The sequence below is a fragment of the Mesorhizobium sp. M0166 genome, from assembly GCF_040322255.1.
GTDB lineage: Bacteria > Pseudomonadota > Alphaproteobacteria > Rhizobiales > Rhizobiaceae > Mesorhizobium.
The window spans coordinates 22,054-39,068 of the sequence record NZ_JAMYTD010000008.1 but is presented as its reverse complement, the minus strand read 5'-3'; the positions used below and the strand labels follow the sequence as shown (position 1 = coordinate 39,068).

At 63.0% G+C, this 17,015-nt stretch carries 20 protein-coding genes; 11 read left to right on the top strand and 9 right to left on the bottom strand.

The window, feature by feature from the left end; translation table 11 throughout:
- Positions 1 to 474: 474 nt before the first annotated feature.
- From NKJ46_RS12100 to NKJ46_RS12090, 3 genes are all read right to left on the bottom strand, one after another.
- Positions 475 to 1,215, bottom strand: a complete 741-nt coding sequence (locus NKJ46_RS12100) for a saccharopine dehydrogenase NADP-binding domain-containing protein (RefSeq protein WP_352665182.1) — start codon at positions 1,213 to 1,215, stop codon at positions 475 to 477.
- A gap of 51 nt (positions 1,216 to 1,266) precedes the next feature.
- Positions 1,267 to 1,647 (bottom strand): thiol-disulfide oxidoreductase DCC family protein, encoded by a 381-nt coding sequence (locus NKJ46_RS12095; protein WP_352491268.1) that lies wholly within the window; start codon positions 1,645 to 1,647, stop codon positions 1,267 to 1,269.
- Between the two features lie 257 nt (positions 1,648 to 1,904).
- Positions 1,905 to 2,051 carry a hypothetical protein gene (locus NKJ46_RS12090; protein WP_352491190.1) on the bottom strand — a complete coding sequence of 49 codons (147 nt, stop codon included), beginning with the start codon at positions 2,049 to 2,051 and terminating at the stop codon, positions 1,905 to 1,907.
- Positions 2,052 to 2,459: 408 nt separating this feature from the next.
- Between NKJ46_RS12090 and NKJ46_RS12085 the strand changes: the two genes are divergently transcribed.
- From NKJ46_RS12085 to ligD, 3 genes are all read left to right on the top strand, one after another.
- Positions 2,460 to 2,966 (top strand): YciE/YciF ferroxidase family protein, encoded by a 507-nt coding sequence (locus NKJ46_RS12085; RefSeq protein WP_352469066.1) that lies wholly within the window; start codon positions 2,460 to 2,462, stop codon positions 2,964 to 2,966.
- A gap of 126 nt (positions 2,967 to 3,092) precedes the next feature.
- Positions 3,093 to 3,944, top strand: coding sequence for a non-homologous end joining protein Ku (ku, locus tag NKJ46_RS12080; RefSeq protein ID WP_352665181.1), 852 nt, complete (start codon positions 3,093 to 3,095; stop codon positions 3,942 to 3,944).
- A 9-nt stretch (positions 3,945 to 3,953) separates the two neighbouring features.
- Entirely contained in the window at positions 3,954 to 6,458 is a 2,505-nt protein-coding gene (gene ligD / locus NKJ46_RS12075) for a DNA ligase D (RefSeq protein ID WP_352665179.1), read from the top strand.
- Between the two features lie 119 nt (positions 6,459 to 6,577).
- Here ligD and NKJ46_RS12070 read toward each other — a convergent pair whose 3' ends face one another.
- A complete protein-coding gene (locus NKJ46_RS12070; RefSeq protein WP_352665178.1) occupies positions 6,578 to 7,252 on the bottom strand; it encodes an ArsR/SmtB family transcription factor in 675 nt (224 codons plus the stop codon).
- A 69-nt stretch (positions 7,253 to 7,321) separates the two neighbouring features.
- On the opposite strand from NKJ46_RS12070, the gene NKJ46_RS12065 reads away from it, so the two are divergent.
- The 3 genes from NKJ46_RS12065 to NKJ46_RS12055 all read left to right on the top strand — a co-directional run bounded on the left by NKJ46_RS12065 (position 7,322) and on the right by NKJ46_RS12055 (position 8,308).
- Positions 7,322 to 7,537 carry a DUF1127 domain-containing protein gene (locus NKJ46_RS12065; protein WP_352665177.1) on the top strand — a complete coding sequence of 72 codons (216 nt, stop codon included), beginning with the start codon at positions 7,322 to 7,324 and terminating at the stop codon, positions 7,535 to 7,537.
- 97 nt (positions 7,538 to 7,634) lie between these two features.
- On the top strand, positions 7,635 to 7,967 hold the full coding sequence (locus NKJ46_RS12060; RefSeq protein WP_352665176.1) for an NIPSNAP family protein: 333 nt from the start codon (positions 7,635 to 7,637) through the stop codon (positions 7,965 to 7,967).
- A complete protein-coding gene (locus NKJ46_RS12055) occupies positions 7,964 to 8,308 on the top strand; it encodes an antibiotic biosynthesis monooxygenase family protein (RefSeq protein WP_352665175.1) in 345 nt (114 codons plus the stop codon). Before NKJ46_RS12060 ends, NKJ46_RS12055 begins: the two co-directional genes overlap by 4 nt.
- A gap of 6 nt (positions 8,309 to 8,314) precedes the next feature.
- On the opposite strand, the gene mbfA is transcribed toward NKJ46_RS12055, so the two are convergent.
- Positions 8,315 to 9,298, bottom strand: a complete 984-nt coding sequence (gene mbfA, locus NKJ46_RS12050) for an iron exporter MbfA (RefSeq protein ID WP_352468633.1) — start codon at positions 9,296 to 9,298, stop codon at positions 8,315 to 8,317.
- A 182-nt stretch (positions 9,299 to 9,480) separates the two neighbouring features.
- Between mbfA and NKJ46_RS12045 the strand changes: the two genes are divergently transcribed.
- The 3 genes from NKJ46_RS12045 to NKJ46_RS12035 all read left to right on the top strand — a co-directional run bounded on the left by NKJ46_RS12045 (position 9,481) and on the right by NKJ46_RS12035 (position 11,707).
- Complete coding sequence (locus tag NKJ46_RS12045) at positions 9,481 to 9,798, top strand: hypothetical protein (RefSeq protein ID WP_023718860.1); 318 nt, start codon at positions 9,481 to 9,483, stop codon at positions 9,796 to 9,798.
- 202 nt (positions 9,799 to 10,000) lie between these two features.
- Entirely contained in the window at positions 10,001 to 10,978 is a 978-nt protein-coding gene (locus NKJ46_RS12040) for a threonine/serine dehydratase family protein (protein ID WP_352665174.1), read from the top strand.
- Between the two features lie 90 nt (positions 10,979 to 11,068).
- The gene (locus NKJ46_RS12035) at positions 11,069 to 11,707 is read left to right on the top strand and encodes a glutathione S-transferase family protein (RefSeq protein WP_352665172.1); all 639 of its coding nucleotides are present in this window, start codon (positions 11,069 to 11,071) and stop codon (positions 11,705 to 11,707) included.
- Positions 11,708 to 11,757: 50 nt separating this feature from the next.
- Here the strand turns inward: NKJ46_RS12035 and NKJ46_RS12030 are convergent, their stop codons facing one another.
- Genes NKJ46_RS12030 through NKJ46_RS12015 form a run of 4 tightly spaced genes read right to left on the bottom strand, consistent with a single transcriptional unit; the run spans position 11,758 to position 15,486 of the window.
- A complete protein-coding gene (locus tag NKJ46_RS12030; RefSeq protein ID WP_352665315.1) occupies positions 11,758 to 12,894 on the bottom strand; it encodes an ABC transporter permease in 1,137 nt (378 codons plus the stop codon).
- A gap of 8 nt (positions 12,895 to 12,902) precedes the next feature.
- A complete protein-coding gene (locus tag NKJ46_RS12025; RefSeq protein WP_352665171.1) occupies positions 12,903 to 13,823 on the bottom strand; it encodes an ABC transporter ATP-binding protein in 921 nt (306 codons plus the stop codon).
- Positions 13,820 to 14,773 carry an HlyD family secretion protein gene (locus NKJ46_RS12020; RefSeq protein WP_352665169.1) on the bottom strand — a complete coding sequence of 318 codons (954 nt, stop codon included), beginning with the start codon at positions 14,771 to 14,773 and terminating at the stop codon, positions 13,820 to 13,822. Before NKJ46_RS12020 ends, NKJ46_RS12025 begins: the two co-directional genes overlap by 4 nt.
- Complete coding sequence (locus tag NKJ46_RS12015; RefSeq protein WP_502903393.1) at positions 14,770 to 15,486, bottom strand: CerR family C-terminal domain-containing protein; 717 nt, start codon at positions 15,484 to 15,486, stop codon at positions 14,770 to 14,772. The genes NKJ46_RS12020 and NKJ46_RS12015 overlap by 4 nt, the downstream gene beginning before the upstream one ends.
- 88 nt (positions 15,487 to 15,574) lie before the next feature.
- On the opposite strand from NKJ46_RS12015, the gene NKJ46_RS12010 reads away from it, so the two are divergent.
- Both NKJ46_RS12010 and NKJ46_RS12005 read left to right on the top strand, forming a co-directional pair.
- Entirely contained in the window at positions 15,575 to 16,048 is a 474-nt protein-coding gene (locus NKJ46_RS12010) for a CYTH domain-containing protein (protein ID WP_352665165.1), read from the top strand.
- Entirely contained in the window at positions 16,045 to 16,989 is a 945-nt protein-coding gene (locus NKJ46_RS12005; protein WP_352665163.1) for a CHAD domain-containing protein, read from the top strand. Before NKJ46_RS12010 ends, NKJ46_RS12005 begins: the two co-directional genes overlap by 4 nt.
- The last annotated feature ends 26 nt before the right edge of the window (positions 16,990 to 17,015 follow it).

Here is a 17,015-nt window from a genome sequence, read left to right as displayed (position 1 = left end):
CGACGCGCGCACGACCTGCGGCGGTGATCGTACGGTCATGCATTGACCGAATTGCCTCGGGAAGGCCTTGCCAGGCATTGCCGAGCAGCTCGGCATAAAGCGGCTTGTCCTCGTCCGCGGTCCCATTCCTGAAGCCGGCGTAGATCGTCCGCCCGGCGAACAGGGCCTCATAATCCCGGAGCTCCAAATCGCGCACCGCCGCCCGTGCGCCCGGCGCCGGCTGTTGTCCGGCCAGCGCTTTGCGGACCAGAGCTTCGACCGCCATCGACGGGATCAGCGGCCCGTCATTGCCCTCGGCCAAGAGATGCCACGAGCGCTTGACGATGGCGCCCGCCTGGTCCGATCCCTCCACCTCGACGAACATGCCGCCGCGATGCTCGCCCCAGCGCAGCCGGTTCGTTGCCTGATGCATCAGCGGCGCCAGCGGCAAAAGCGAACCGATCAATCCGGCACGCACCAGCCAGGCGAGGCAGATCAGGGCGCGGTGCAGCACCTCGGGTACCGGCCCGGCTCCCATCCAGATGGTCTTCGCCTCCGGCCAAAGCGCGGCCAAGGCGCGCAGATCTGGAACGTCGACCAGCGAGAACAGCGTGTTTCGAAGCGGCAGCCGGCCTGGCGGCGCGATGGTGTAGCGCAGTTGTTCGGTGAACGGACGGCCTTGTTCGGGACGGCATAACCGGCAATAGCCCGGATGACGTTCCCGCCGACACCGGCAAAGGGCGAAGGCGCGATGCCGCCGCGAATGCCGTCGACCCGCGTCAGGTCCGAAGACAGATGACCCACCACCGCCGCCGTCAGCACCGGAAAGCTCGAGGCGCCGGACAGCACGAAGACGCCGGCGTTTCGCGCCGCCTCGTCGAACGCGGAGACACCGGCGACGAAATCTGAGCCGTCGGCTAGATCGAGATAGTTGATGCGCCGGGCGATGCAGGCCTCGATCAGGCGGTAGCGCCCCTCGCCATAAGCCTGGAACGGACCGCTCGCGTCGACTACAATATCGGGCTCAAATGCGGCGAGTTGCGCGGCAAGATCGCCGTCACGGTCGAACAGTGCCGGCACCAGCCGGGCTGCTGCCGGGGCGCGCTTCTTGCAATATGCGTTAGCCTTGGCGAGCGAGCGCCCGGCGACGAAGAGGATCAGACGCGGCTCGCCCTCCAAAAGCTCGATGGTGCGACCGCCAAAGGTGCCATAGCCGCCGACGACAAGAACCTTCATCCGCAGTTCCCCCCAAAATGCCTCGCGCCGCTCCCGGCCACGGCAGTGAGCCTAGCCGATCAATCTTGCCCTCACCTCGGCGGAAGGGATTTCGCAATTGTCCTTCTTGCCGAACAGGGCGTAGCGGTTCTTTGCGATGCGGTCGTAGAGCCAGTCGCGAAGCGGGCGCGGCAACAACAGCAGGATCCGCGCCGCCCGCCACGGCCAGCCGAGTTCGGCCATGACGGCAACGAAACTGTCCAGGCGGGTGAAAGCGGCGCCATCGACGATGACGAGATTGGTCTCGTAGCGATCCGTCCGCAGCCCGTATTTCTTGAACAGCATCTCGCCGAAGCGCGACTGCGCCGTTACGAAATGGAAGCGGCCCTTGCGGTCGAGCTTCACCACCATGCGCACAAAGCCCGAGCACAACACGCAAATACCGTCGAACACGATCAACGGGCGACTCGATTCGAATTCTGGCGGCTCAGGAGAATGGTTCGGCTTGACGATCACGGGGCGCCCGGCAGCTGGTGTCAGGCGACACTAGGCCTGCCGGCGGCTGGATCAAAGCCCGGAATGCTAGAGGCTTGGCGGTGTCGCACGCCGTCTGTCGGTCAGCGCAGGGCGCTCGGCGCGATAGGTCGTCGACCGATTGTCGGCGTCAGGCCGGCAGATACGGCTGTCGTGACGGCTCTCCATGCTCATCATCAGTGCACGCCGATCCCAAGCGTGTTGCCACGGCGCGCGCAGGCGGGGCCTGGGCCGCGCATGTAATAGCGCTCGGGCCTATAGGTCGGCGCGACGAATTCGCGGATGGCGGCGGCATAGCCGGCGATTTGATTCCAGAAGCTCATTTTACTCGGTCCCTGTCCCGTTTCGGATGTCCCTTCCGAATTGCGGGGATCATAGCGTCCAGGCGTGAATAGTCGGTGAACGCGATGTTAATCTCTGGTCGAAAATGCCTTTGTTCATGGCTGGAATGCGGCTGATTCGCGGTGTTTCCATGCAGTCCGTCGGCATTTCGCCCAGTGTGACTTTTGCATCACATATGTTTCGCCTGAATGTCGCAGAGGCGCGGTTTGTTTCAGGTTTTTGCTGGACCGCGAAATTTCCGTGCACGCGGCCGGAAAACCAGGAACCCGCCCGTCAGCCGCACGTTCATTTCCCAGTGCCGGGACGAACCGGTTCCGCAGGCTGCGGTGCTCGGGTTGGGCCGCAGCCAAAAAATCCGAAACTGCAAGAGCAATGGAAAGGCAAAGGCCATGGGCTTCTTTTCGAAGGATATCAAAACACTCGATGACCTGTTCGTGCACACGCTGCGCGACATCTATTACGCTGAAAAACAGATCGAGAAATCGCTGCCGAAGATGATCGACAAGGCGAGTGATCCGCAGCTGAAAGCCGGCTTTGAGAAACATCTCGCCCAGACCAAGGGTCATATCCAGCGTGTCGAGCAGGTGTTCGAACTGCACGGTGTGAAGGCCAAGCAGGTCGACTGCCCGGCCATCGACGGCATTCTCGAAGAGGCCGACGACGTCAGCGGCGACATCGCCGACAAGGAGGTCCTCGACGCTGCGCTGATCGCCTCGGCCCAGGCGGTCGAGCATTATGAGATGACCCGTTACGGCACCTTGATTGCCTGGGCCAAGCAACTGGGCCGCAGCGACTGCGCCAATGTGCTGGCCAACAATCTCAAGGAGGAACAGGCGACCGACCGCAAGCTTACCGAGATGGCGGAAAGCAAGATCAACCTGCAAGCCGCCGAGTAGGGCTGCGATAAAGAATTGAGTTCAAGGCAAGGCTGGGCCGAAACCCCGGACTTGCCTTTTGCGCCGCCGGAACCGGAACGGACTTTGCCCGTTCTCGGTTGAACGTTGTCGCGCAGGGAGTTTGTCATGGCGCCGCGCCCCGCCTGGAGAGGGTATCTCAAGCTTTCGCTGGTCACTTGCGCCGTCGAACTGACCAATGTCGTCACCCAGGCCGAGAAAGTCTCGTTCCGCGTGCTCAACCGCAAAACCGGCAATACCGTCAAGCGCGTCTATGTCGATTCGGCAAGCGGCAAGCCGCTCGATGAAGGCGACGAGATCAAGGGCTACGAGATCGGCGACGGCGACTTCGTCCAAATCGAGGAGGAGGAGATCGAAGCCGTGCAGATCGAATCCTCGCATACGATGAGCCTCGATGGGTTCATCGAAAAATCCTCGATCCAGCAGATCTATCTCGATACGCCCTATTATGTGACGCCTGCTGACGAGGTCTCGGAAGAGGCCTTCGCCGTCATCCGCGACGCCATGGCCGCCAAGAAGACGGCGGGGCTAGCCCGCATTGTGCTCTATCGCCGCGAACGTCCGGTGGTCATCGAGCCGTCGGGCAAGGGTCTGCTGCTGACGACGCTGCGCTATGGCGATACGGTTCGCAGGCCCGAGATCGTGTTCGGGGACATCAAGCCGGTGAAGACCGACGCCGAGATGATCAGGCTGGCCGAACACATCGTCGATGAGAAACAGGCAAAGTTCGATCCTTCCGAATTCGAGGACAAATACGAAAACGCGCTGATCGAGTTGGTCCGCGCCAAGAAGGCCGGCAAGAAGGCACCGAAGACCAAGGCGGAACCACGGCCCTCCAACGTCGTCAATCTCTTCGATGCACTGAAGAAGAGCCTTTCGTCGGAAGCCGGTACGCCGGCAAAGACCGGACGCCCGGCAAAGGGCGCCAAGTCCAAAGCCGCTCGGCGCAAATCCGCTTAGGATCAGACCATGGCCAGCCTCGAGCAGTATCACGCCAAGCGCAATTTCAAGAAGACGGCCGAACCGGCCGGGAAGGTTTCGCGCGGCAAAAAAGCCGAGCCGGGTGGCATTTTCGTCATCCACAAGCATGCCGCCACCAGGCTTCACTACGACCTTCGCCTCGAGCATGGCGGCGTGCTGTGGAGCTGGGCGGTGACGCGAGGCCCGAGCCTCGACCCGCACGAAAAGCGGCTCGCCGTGCATGTCGAGGACCACCCGATCGACTATGCGCCGTTTGAAGGCACCATCCCGAAGGACCAATATGGCGGCGGCTCGGTCATTGTCTGGGACGAGGGAACTTGGGTCCCCGATGGCGACCCGGCAAAGGCGATGAAGAAAGGCCATATCAGTTTCGAACTGCATGGCCACAAATTGCATGGCGCCTGGCATCTGGTGCGGCTGAAGCCGCGTCCGGGAGAAAAGCGTGACAACTGGTTGCTGATCAAATCCGACGATGCCGCAGCGCGTCCGGGCGAGGACATTTTGCAGGAGGCGCCGCAATCGGTGAAATCCGGCCTGACCATCGAGGAGGTCGGCGAAGGCAAGACCGCCGACGGCAAGAAGCCAAGCGTCTGGCAGTCCGACAGGCCGGCCGCCAGCAAAGCGAAGGCTGTCGCGGCAAGGCGGCTCGAATTCATCGAACCGGCGCTCGCAACGCTGGAGCGGGACGCGCCGCCCGGCAAGGACTGGCTGCATGAGGTGAAGTTCGACGGCTATCGCATGCAGGCGCAGCTTGTCGGCACCGAGGTGCGGCTTTTGACACGCGCTGGCCTCGACTGGACCGACAAATTCGGGGGCGCAATTGTCGCGGCACTTGGCGGCCTGAAATGCACCGATGCGATCATCGACGGCGAAATCGTCGTGCTGGCGGATAATGGCGTGTCGTCCTTCTCGCTGCTTCAGCAAGATCTGTCGGCGGGCCGTGCGGACCGTTTCATCTACTATGTCTTCGACCTGTTGCGTCTCAACGGTGAGGATATCCGTTCCGAGCCGCTGGTGGAGCGCAAGGAAAGGCTGCGCACCTTGCTCGCCGGACAGGCCGAGGATCAGGCCGTGCGCTTCAGCGACCACTTTGCCGAGCCCGGCAAGATCATGCTGGAGCACGCTTGCCGCCTGGGCCTCGAAGGCGTCGTCTCCAAGCGCGCCGAAGCGCCCTACCGCAGCGGCCGTGTTCCCTCGTGGGTGAAGTCGAAATGCACGGCGCGCCAGGAATTCGTCATCGGCGGCTATACGCCGTCGGACAAGACCGGGCGGGGCCTGCGCTCGCTGCTGGTCGGCTATCACGAGGGCGGCAAGCTGCGCTATGCCGGCCGCGTCGGCACCGGCTTCACCGCCAAAAGCACCAACGAGCTGAAGAAGAGGCTTGATGCGCTGAAGACGACAACCTCGCCCTTCGACGGGGCGGTGCCAAGGGGCAAGGGGCTGGTCTGGGTCAAGCCCGAACTTGTCGGCGAAGTGGAGTTTCGCAGTTGGACGTCGGACCGTATAATACGCCACGCGTCGTTCCAGGGATTGCGCGAGGACAAGCCGGCGGAGGAAGTCGTGCAGGAGAAACCGAAAGCACGCTCAGCCGCGGCAGAGCCGAAGCCAAAGCCCGCCAAACCTGCGGGCGCGGCGGCGAAAACCTCGGTTACGCTGTCCCGCCCCGACAAGCTTCTGTGGCCCGAGGAGAACGTATCGAAGCAGGATCTGGTCGATCACTACGCGCTGGTCTGGCCGCGCATGAAGCAATTCGTCATCAACCGGCCGCTCAGCCTCGTGCGGGCGCCGGACGGCGTTGGCGGTCAACGGTTCTTCCAAAAACACGCCTCGGCCGGCATGCACGACAAGATCGCCGTGATGAAGGATCCCACCGACGGCGAGGAGATATTGTTCATCCGCGATTTCGACGGTGTCGTGGCCCTGGTGCAGCTCGGCGTCGTCGAGATCCACATCTGGGGCTCGACCACGGACGAGCTGGAAAAACCCGACCAGATCATCTTCGATCTCGATCCCGACGAGGGTGTCGACGTGAAGGCGGTGCGTGCCGCGGCGCTCGATATCCGCAGCCGGCTCGACGAACTGTCCCTGCCGAATTTCGTCAAGACCTCGGGCGGCAAGGGCTATCATGTCCTCGTCCCGCTGAAGCCGTCGGCGGACTGGGACGAGGTCAAAGGCTTCGCCCATGAGTTCGCCCGAGCGCTCGAACAGCGCGCACCCGACCGCTATACGGCGGCGCTGTCGAAGAAGGCGCGCACGGGCAAGATTTTCGTCGATTATCTACGCAACGGCCGCGGCGCCACCACCGTCGCCCCCTATTCGTCGCGCGCCAAAAAAGGCGCCACGGTATCGATGCCGGTGACGTGGGCGGAAATCGAGGCCGGATTGCCGCCGAACGCCTTTCCGATCGGCGACAAGACGACGCTGAAGCGGCTCGGGCAAGCCGATCCCTGGGCTGATTTTTTCAAGCGGGCCAAGCCGCTCAAGCGCGGCTAATGCATGTCGCGCAAAAGTGCGCAGCGGTTTTGCGATAACGACATGCGTCAAAACAAAAAAGCTAGAGCGGTTCAGCGTTTGTGAAACGACGAACCGTTCTACCGCATCGAAGCGATCTGTCAGGCGAGAAACGTCTTCTCGAAGACCTGCTTGCCTACCGGTGAAAAGATCACGGCACGGCTGTCCTTCTCGCGCCGCGCCCATTTCTCGGCGAGGATCTTGTCGAGAATGGCGGCGCCCAGCGTGCCGGCAAGGTGCGAACGCCGCACGCTCCAGTCGAGGCAGGCCCGACACACCGGTCGCCGCGCTTTGGTATGGATGTCGATGCCGATCGCGGCGAAATGCGAGGCGGCCGACGGCCCAAGTTGAATCTCCTCATCATCCCGCAGGAGCACTTGTCGAGCGACAAGACGGTCCAGCATCGCCACCGCCTGCTCGCCGGCGAGGTGGTCGTAGCAGACCCGCGCCACGCGCATGGCCGCGTCGCGAGGGCCGGGTCGCACCCTCTGCGGCCCGACCGCGGCGGCAACGCCGGTGATGGCTTCGATCATTCCTGCCACCTGCGGGCCGGCGAGGCCGTAATAGCGGTGCCGTCCCTGGCTCGCCAGCGTCAGCAGCCCGCCTTCCATCAGCTTCGACAGATGGGAGCTCGCGGTCGGAAGCGACACGCCGGCTTCGAGTGCCAGTTCGCTCGCCGTCAGTGCCGTGCCGCCCATCAGTGCGGACAGCATGTTTGCCCGCGCCGGATCGCCCACCAGGCTGGCAATGCGGGCTATGTCAGGTCCTTCGCGCATAGTTCGTTCCTCATCGAAGCATCCTCGTCAGATAAAGCATTAGTCTCCATGCAAATCAAGGAGACGACGATGCCTGCAAGGACCATTCTCAGCGCCGCGCCCGATCGCCGGCCGTTCCCGTTCATTGTCTTGCGCCGCTTGCGGCTACGGCTCCTGAAGCGGTGGTACGACCGTCATTTGCAGCGTCTCGACCTCGCCGAGATCGACGATCATCTGCTGCGTGACCTTGGCCTGACACCTGAAGACGTCCGCCGCGAATGCGCGAAATCGTTCTGGCAGGCATGATCAGCGAGGGATTTGCCTAGCATATCGGTCTTCGGAACGTTTCGATCCCGCTCGAACTGTGACCGCAAGAAAACATCCACCGCCAAGGAGGCGAAAAATGACCATCACCTGCTTCATCCGCTACGAAATCGATCCGTTCGGCAAGGCGGCGTTCGAGGAATATGCTCGCAATTGGGGGCAGGCGATCCCGCGCTGCGGCGCCGATCTGATCGGCTATTTCGCGCCGCACGAAGGCTCGGCCACCACGGCTTATGCCGCCTACAACATCGACAGTCTTGCAGCCTACGAAGCCTACCGCGCCCGGCTCGCCGCCGATCCCGCCGGCAGGACGAATTACGAGTTCGCCCGGCGGGAAAAATTCATTCTGAAGGAGGACCGCATCTTCCTCAAGCTGGCCTCCGGACCGCATGCTCCTTTGGTGAAGCCATGATCGCCGTCATCTTCGAGGTTGAGCCGGCGGCGGGCAAGCGCGATGCCTATCTCGGCATTGCCGCCGACCTGCGCCCACTGCTCGACGGCCTCGACGGTTTCCTGTCGATCGAGCGCTTCCAGAGCCTTGCCGATCCGAGCCGCATCCTGTCGCTGTCCTTCTGGCGCGACGAGGACGCGGTGAAGGCCTGGCGCAACACGCAGGAACATCGGCAGGCGCAAAAGGCCGGGCGCGGCGGTATCTTTGCGGACTATCGTTTGCGTATCGCTCATGTCGTGCGCGACTACGGCCTGACCGAACGCGCCGAGGCGCCAACAGATAGCCGGGTTGTGAACGGATAGGGACCGCTATGCATTCCCGATCAGCACCCCTGCTGCAAACACCAGCGCGCCACCCAGCACCACCTGGAAGGCGGCGCGCCAGAACGGCGTCTGCATATAGCGGTTCTGCACGAAGGCGATCGCCCACAGCTCGAAGAAAACCACCACGGCGGCGACAATGGTTGCCGTCCAGAAAAGCGGGATGAGATAGGGCAGCGCATGGCCGAGCCCGCCCAGCGTCGTCATGACGCCGACGGTCAGCCCGCGTTTTGCCGGCGAGCCGCGGCCAGATAATTTGCCGTCGTCGGAAGCCACCTCGGTGAAACCCATCGAGATGCCAGCGCCGATCGAGGCGGCAAGCCCGACCAGAAAAGTCTGGAACGTATCATGCGTGGCAAAGGCGGCGGCAAAGATCGGCGCCAGCGTCGACACCGATCCATCCATCAGCCCAGCCAGTCCCGGTTGCACGTAGGTCAGGATGAACTGGCGCTGCTCGGCTGCCGCCTCTTCGTCCTTGACCGCGCCCGGCACATGCTTTTGCTCCAGCCGCTGCGCCAGTGTCTCGTGGCCCTGTTCTGCGATCGCCAGGTCGTCGAGCAGCTTTCGCGTCGACGCATCGCCTGTGCGTTTGGCCGCCTCGATATAGAACAGGTAGGCCTGCCGCTCCATGGCCTCGGCTTGGCTGCGCACATGATCGACGCCGAGCGGCCTCACCAGCCAGTCCGGCTTGCGCTCGTAATAGCCCTTCACATGTTCGCGCCGGATCAGCGGTATACGCTCGCCGAAACGCTTGCGGTAAAGCTCGATCAGCGAATCGCGATGGCCGTCCTCCTCCTCCGCCATCTCCTCGAACACCTTGGCCGATTGCGGAAAGCTCTCCGCCAGCCCGTCGGCATAGGCGCGATAGATGCGCCCGTCATCCTCCTCGGAGGAGATGGCGAGCGCCAGGATCTCCTGTTCCGAGAGCGACTCAAAGGGACGGCGGCCGATGCCGAAAACGCGGGAAAGCATGAGAAATTCACCCTAGTTTAGAATAGTTCTAAACTATGACCTCACGCGTCGCCGGTCAATCGTTTGCGCTCCGCTCATGCTCAAAAGGTACAAGCTTCAAAATCCCGAACACGTCGCCTGTTGCTATCGGCAAACGTTCACTTATATAACCGAATCTCAACCAAGAGAAAGGAACGCGGCAGATGCCGGAAAAACAGCAGCCGTTTGATCCCAAACCGGTTCTCGACCTGATCGCTAACATTGAGGCGGATCTGCAGCGCCTGAAAGGCCTGGTCGAGCAGCAGGTCGAAAAATTCGATCCCGCCAATCCGCACAACAAGGCTCCCGACGGCAAGTTGACCGAGGAGGGTGTCGAGTGCTGCTATCGGCTGTTCGACGAGGGCAAGTCGCGCTATTCGGTCGCACAACAGATGAAGATCTCCTTCGCCGCCGCCACCCACCGCTTCAACACCTGGCGCAAGATGGGCGGCCCCAAACGGCAAAAGACGCTGTTGGGGTGAGGAGCGGCCGGCAATTCCGGTCAATCGGCAACGATTTGTCGATTGAAGCGACGAATGCATGGCGGAGGGCCGAGGAGGCGGTGGGGACGGTCACGCCCCACTCCTGCCTCCAAAGACGAATTGTAACGGTCACATTTTTTCATTGGTGCGCCGCCTCTCTTTCCGTGCACATAGGCGGTCTCATCTCTTGCAGGACCTAGCTATGACCACCCCTCCCGGCATCGCCGATATTCACAGTGCAGCAGCGCGATTGTCCGGACTGATCGTCGAAACGCCGCTGATCGAATCGCCGGAGCTGAACAAGCGCTTCGGCGCCAGGATCCTGTTCAAGCCGGAGACGTTGCAGCGCACCGGCTCGTTCAAGTTCCGCGGCGCTTACAACAAGCTCTCCTCGCTCTCGGCGGAAGAACGCGCCCGCGGCGTCGTCGCCTTCTCGTCGGGCAATCACGCGCAAGGCGTTGCCGCCGCGGCGGCGATGTTCGGCGTCAAGGCCGTTATCGCCATGCCCACCGATGCGCCGGCGATGAAAGTCGGCAATGTCAGGAAGATGGGCGCGGACGTGATCACCTTCGACCGGGTCCGCGACGATCGCACTGCCGTCGTCCGTTCTTACGTGGAAAAGGGCATGGTCCTGGTGCCGCCCTACGACGATCCGGCCATCATCGCCGGCCAGGGCACGATCGGCCTCGAATTGATGCGCCAAGCAAGAGCGCTTGGTGTCAGCCTCGATGCGGTAGTGGTTCCCTGCGGTGGCGGCGGGTTGAGCAGCGGCATTTCGATAGCGGTCAAGGACGCCTCGCCGGGCACCGCCGTCTGGGCCGTGGAACCGGAGCATTTTGACGACACACGCCGCTCGCTGATCAGAGGCGCCAGGGTGTCGAACGCGCCCGGCCACACTTCGATCTGCGATGCCCTTCTCGTCGCCGAGCCGGGCGCGATCACTTTCGAGATCAACCGCAAGAACCTCGCTGGCGCCATCGCCGTTTCTGACAAGGCGGTGGCACAGGCGATGCGCGATGCGATGGCTTGCCTGAAGCTGGTGGTCGAACCTGGCGGTTGCGTCGGCTTGGCCGCGCTGTCGTCAGGCGAGATCGACCTTGCCGGGAAATCCATTGCCGTGGTGCTCTCCGGCGGCAATGTCGATCTTAGCACCTATGCCGAGATCATTGCTGCCAGCTAAGATAGCAACCAATTCCAGGTGATGTGCCGGTTCGAGGCGCTCGAGCCTCCGTTGCGCTAGTCAAACCGGTACCTTCAAAGACTGAGATCGATGAAACTGTTCTTCAGCCGCAATCCCAATCCTCGCCTCGCGGTCGCGGTGGCACGGTATCTCAAAGCCAAGATCGAGTTCGAATTCGCGTCTCCCTTCGCTCCGGGGCAGGCCGAGCGCTTTCGGCCGCTCAATCCAAATCTTTCATTGCCCATCCTTGTGGACTTGGGAAAAAGCCTCTGGGAGGCCGACGCCATAGCCTGCCGGCTTTCACGCGACACCCATTCGCATTTCTGGCGCACCGGCGACGACGAGCCCGAGATGATCCGATGGCTGAGTTGGGGCAAAGAGAACTTCGTAAGAGCCTGCGACGTCGTGCATTTCGAACGCGGGACCAAACAGCGCTATGCGCTCGGCCCGATCGATCAGGCGCGGGTTGAGGAGGGCTTGAGGGACTTCAGTACCGCCGCTGTAATACTTGATGCCGAGCTTTCCCAGCGAGAATGGCTGGTCGGCAATTCGGTTTCCTACGCCGACTTTCGAATGGCGACGTTTCTGCCCTTCAACGACGTCGCCCGATTGCCTCTCGATGACTATCCTTCTGTTGGCCGCTGGTATCGGCAGCTTGAAGAAATCGACGCCTGGCGCGATCCCTTCGAAGGGCTCAATGCGCCTGAATTGACCCCGGTTCCGGGCTAGGCCAGGACCGTGTGAATCTCGATCATTTGCGCAAGCTGATTGCGTTGACCCTAATCCAGCGTCCGGCGGAACCGCACCAGCGCAATGCCGGCGAACAGCGCCACGAACACCACCAGCCAACCGATTTCCGTTGCCACTGCCGGCAGCTCGGCGCCCTTCAGCATCACCGCCCGGATGATGCGCAGGAAATGCGTCAGCGGCAGCACCTCGCCGAAGACCTGCGCCCAGTCCGGCATGCCGCGATAGGGGAACATGAAGCCGGACAGCATGATCGACGGCAGGAAGAAGAAGAAGGTGAGCTGTAGTGCCTGCATCTGCGTGCGGGCGATCGTCGAGATCGTGTAGCCGAGCAGCACCAACGCCAGGACGAAGATCAGGACGGCCGTCAACAGCAGCGACATCGATCCGGTGAAGGGGATGGCGAAGAGAAGCTTCGACGCCGCCAGCACCACCAGCACCTGCACGGCGCCGACCGCCAGATAGGGCAGCACCTTGCCCAGCATGATCTCGAGCGGGCTGGACGGCATCGCCAGAAGGTTCTCCATCGTGCCGCGCTCGGTCTCGCGCGTCAGCGCGATCGAGGTCATCATCACCATCGTCATCTGCAGGATGACGCCGAGCAGGCCGGGCACGATGTTGTATTGCGAGACGGCTTCCGGATTGTAGCGCCGGTGCACCACCACCTGGAGCTGCCCCCGGGCAGCTTCGGCCGCCGTCTCCTGCATGCCGCGTGCCCTGAGCAGCGCCTGGTTGGCAACTGTGCCGAGCGTCGAGATGGCGCCGCTGGCGACGGCCGGGTCGGTCGCATCCGCCTCGATCAGGATCTGCGGGCTGTCGCCGCGCTCGACCCGTCGGGCGAAATCGGCGGGAATGGTGACGACGAAAGCGACGTCGCCGCGCGCCATCAGGAATTCGGCTTCGGCGGCACTTTGCGCGACATGGTCGAAACGGTAATAGCCGGTGGTCTGCAGCGCCGAAACCATGGCCCGCGTGTAAGGATCGCTGCTCATCACCACCAGCGCTGCCGGCAGGCTCTTCGGGTCGTTGTTGATGGCATAGCCGAACAGCACCAGCTGCATCAGCGGCACGCCGAGCATCATGGCGAAGGTGATGCGGTCGCGCCGCATCTGGATGAACTCCTTGATCAGCAGCGCGCCCAGCCTGGCGAAGGAAAAGATGCTGTTTATCCCGTTTTTCATCCCATGTTGTCCTTCGAACCGGACATGAACTGGATGAACACATCCTCCAGGCTGGTCTCGCCAGGCGAGACCCTGACGCCCTTGTGGTCTTTCTCGACGTCGGCGAGCGCTGCCTGAAGGGCCGTCCTGTCGGAGCCGACGACATGCAGCGTCGCGCCGAACGGCGCCACCTGGTCGACGCCTGGGCGGCCATGAAGTGCGGCAGCGACCTGGTCGAGCCGCGGCCCCTGCAGGACGAACGTAGTCAGCCCGGCATTCCTCACCACGTCCTCGACCGTGCCGGTGGCCAGCATCTTGCCATAGGAGATGTAGCTGATGCGATGGCAGCGCTCGGCCTCATCCATGTAATGGGTGGAGACCAGCACGGTCAGCCCGCCGCTCGCCAGCCGGTGGATCTCGTCCCAGAATTCGCGTCTGGCCTTCGGGTCGACGCCAGCCGTCGGTTCGTCGAGAAGCAGCAGTTTCGGCTTGTGCATGATGCAGGCGGCCAGCGCCAGCCGCTGCTTCCAGCCGCCGGACAAGGTGCCGGCCAGCTGGTTCCTGCGCGATATCAGGCCGAGCTCCTCAAGCGTCTTAGCCACATGCTCGTCGAGCGGCTTCAGCCGGTAGAGCCGCGCCACGAATTCGAGATTCTCGCCGATCGTCAGGTCTTCGTAGAACGAGAATCTCTGCGTCATGTAGCCGACTTCGCGTTTGATCCGCAGGCTGTCGGTGCGGATGTCGAAGCCCAGAACCGTGCCTTCGCCCTCATCCGGCGTCAGCAAGCCGCACATGATGCGGATGGTCGTCGTCTTGCCCGAGCCGTTCGGCCCGAGGAAGCCGACGATCTCGCCCTCGGCCACCGTCATCGTCACATGGTCGACGACGGTCTTGTCGCCGAAGCGTTTGACCAGGCCGTGCACGTCGATGACGTTCATTTTCCGATGTCCGCCAGATCGACGTCGACGATCTGCCCGGGCTGCAATGCGCTGGCGTCGCCCTCCGGCCGCGCTTCGACCAGATAGACCAGCTTTTGCCGGGTCTCGAGCGAGTAGATCACCGGTGGCGTGAATTCCGGATCCGGCGACACGTAGCTGACGCGAGCCTTCACGCCCGATCCGCAACCGTCGCAATGGACGTTGAGCAGCGTGCCGATCTCGATCGACGAGAACGCGCTTTCCGGCACATAGACGCTGAGCTTCACCGCGCCGTCCGGCAGTATGGAGATGACCGGCGCGGTCGGGCCGGCCGTGTCGCCCGGATAGCGGATGACATCGTTGACCCGGCCGGACGAGGGCGCCGTCAGCACGCGCTTCGACAGCCGCCATTGCGCTTGCTCCAGCGCCGATCGCGCCTGCCTCACCTGATTGTCGGCGGCCTTGATCGTCTCGGACCGTGCCGGCAGGCCGCCGACGGCGAGATTGGCCTCCGCCTGGCCGACCTGCGCGTTGGCCGTCTCCAGCGTCGCGGAAGCCGTATCGTAGTCGGCCTGTGTGCCGGTGCCGCGTTTGAACAGATCACTGGCGCGGATGTAACGGCGTTTGGCGTCGGCGGCTTGCGCCTTGGCCATGTCGACCTGCGCCTTGAGCACCGCGATCTCTTCCGGCCGCTTGCCGACCTGCAGGTCGGCAAGTTGCGCCTGGGCCTGCGCGAGGGCCGCCTCGGCTTGTGCGATCGCGATCTTGGCGTCGGCGTTTTCCAGCGTCACCACCGGCGTGCCGGGCGCGACGCGGTCGCCGCGCTTGACCGCAATCGTCTCGACCTGCGCCACCTCGATCGGTGCCAGCAGCACATAATCGCCCTCGACGTAGCCGACGGCGAGCGGTGCTGCCGGCGCGCAGGCGCTGAAAAGCTGGGCGGCAAGCGGCAAAGAACAGAGCAGGCTCATGATCCACGATCCTTCCGTACAGCCAAATCGCGCCGAGCTAAAATCGCACTGAGGTTGTCGGTTACTGTTGCCGCGATCCTGCCGGCCTCGTCATCGCCGATCTCGCGCCAGCCCATCCGGCGCATAACCGCCTCGCGACCGATGCGGAAATACACGACCTGGCCGATCAGCGTGAATACGGTGAGTTTTGTGCGCTCGCTCTCGGCCGGCTCGCCCGTCGCCTGTTCCCAGATCAGGCAGAGCCGGTGATGCGCCGGTTCGAACACGCCATCATAGATACGGTCGAGCGCGGCGGTTGGATGCGACAGCTCACGCAGGACGAACTGTACAATCTCGCCGGCTTCCGGCCTTGCCGCGATGAAGGCCACCATCCGCTCCAGTGCAACGGCTAAATGTGCCCGCGCGGCCTCGGTGTCCGCCAATGCCGCGGCCGGCGCTTGCAGATTGCCGATCGCCTGGCCGGCAACGGTCTGGATGGTGTCGACGATGTAGTCGGCCGCAGCGTTGCGGAGCCCTTCCTTGCCGCCGAAATGATAGGCGATCGAGCCGATATTGGCCTTGGCCTCGGCCGCGATCTGGCGCGTCGACGTGCCGTCGAAACCCTGCCGTCCGAACAGCTTCAGCGCCGCGTGCACGAGTGCCGTCCGCGTCATATCTGCGGCGGTCTTGGGCGCCTCATGAGGAGGGCCGCTGGCGCTGGGCGATTTGATCATGGCCGATAATTTAATCAATCGAATGATTAAAGTCAAGTGCGGTCAAGCGGCTTGCCAACTCTGGCCGTGCGCGCTTTAGTGCCTGGCCATGGGCAAGGAAATCGAGCGTAAATTCCTGGTCTCAGGTGAGGAATGGCGGGCGATGATCGAGGCGGACATTCATATCCGTCAATTCTATCTTGTCGCCGAACCCAGCCGTACGGTGCGTGTGCGCATCAGCAACGATGCGGCCGCCAAGCTGACGCTCAAGTTCGGCAGCCAGGCACGCGTGCGCGATGAATTCGAATATCCAGTACCTTTGGCGGAGGCGCAGGAGATGCAGGCCTTTGCCATCGGACATGTCATCGAGAAGACACGCCACCATGTTAGACACCGCGGTTATCGCTACGAAGTCGATGTCTTCGGCGGGACGCTTGCGGGGTTGGTGATCGCCGAGCTCGAGACGCCGGAGGATGTACCGGACGAAATGCTGCCAGATTGGCTCGGCCGTGAAGTCACCGGCGAGCCGAGATTTTACAACGCGTCGCTCGCCCTTGGGGGGATTCCGGAGATCGTCGCATGAGCTTTCGTATCGATCCGCGCATGTCGCTGACCGGCGAGGTCAGGCGCATCCTTGCCGAGGAAATCGGCAAGGCGCTCGACCATCTGAACGCCGCGCGTGACAGGCCCGAACAGGGACTGCACAAATGCCGCAAACGGCTGAAGAACGTCCGCGCCTTGCTGCGCCTTGTCCGTTCCGGAGACGAAACATTCTGCGTGACCGAGAACCAGTGCTACCGCCAGGTAGCGGCCCTGCTTGCCGGCCCGCGTGAGGCGACTGCACTGGTCGAAACAATCGACCGGCTAGCGGCAAGCTTTCCCGAGCAAAGTGCCGGCGGCCTCGATGCCGTGCGTGACAGGCTCGTTGCGCGCCAGCATGAACTGCATGGCGGAGCAGGCCTTGACGCTGCGATAGGCGCGGCGATCGCCGCTTGCGAGGAAGGTGTCGTCCGGATCGACAAGCTCGCTCTGCCCGACCAGCCGGAGCAGGCTGCCGACGTGCTCGCCGAAGGCGCGCGCACCACTTTGCGCCGCGCCAGGAAAGCGCTGGACAAGGCGGCTTCGCGCGGCGAAGCCGATGACTTTCACGATCTGCGCAAGGCGGCCAAGACGCATGCCATGCACCTGTCGCTGCTCGGCAGGTTGTGGCCGACGTCGATCAAGACGCGACGCAAGGCCGTCGACGAATTGGGCGAGCGGCTCGGCGAATTGCACGATGTGTTCGTTATGCGCGCGCTTCTCGATGCCGAGGACGAGCCGCTTGGCCCCCCTGAGGACACGCGGTTGCTTGCCAAGCTGCTGAAACGCTCGGAAAAGAGCCTGAAAAAGACCTGCCTCGCCGAGGCGGCCGAGCTTTTCGGCGACAGCCTGAAGCGCTCGACGAGGAAGCTCGCCCGTAAAGCGCGCGAAGATCTCACAGCGGTACCGCAGCAGGCAGACGCCGGCGCGCCTGGCGTGGGCTGATCATGGTCTAATTTGCCGCCCTGTGG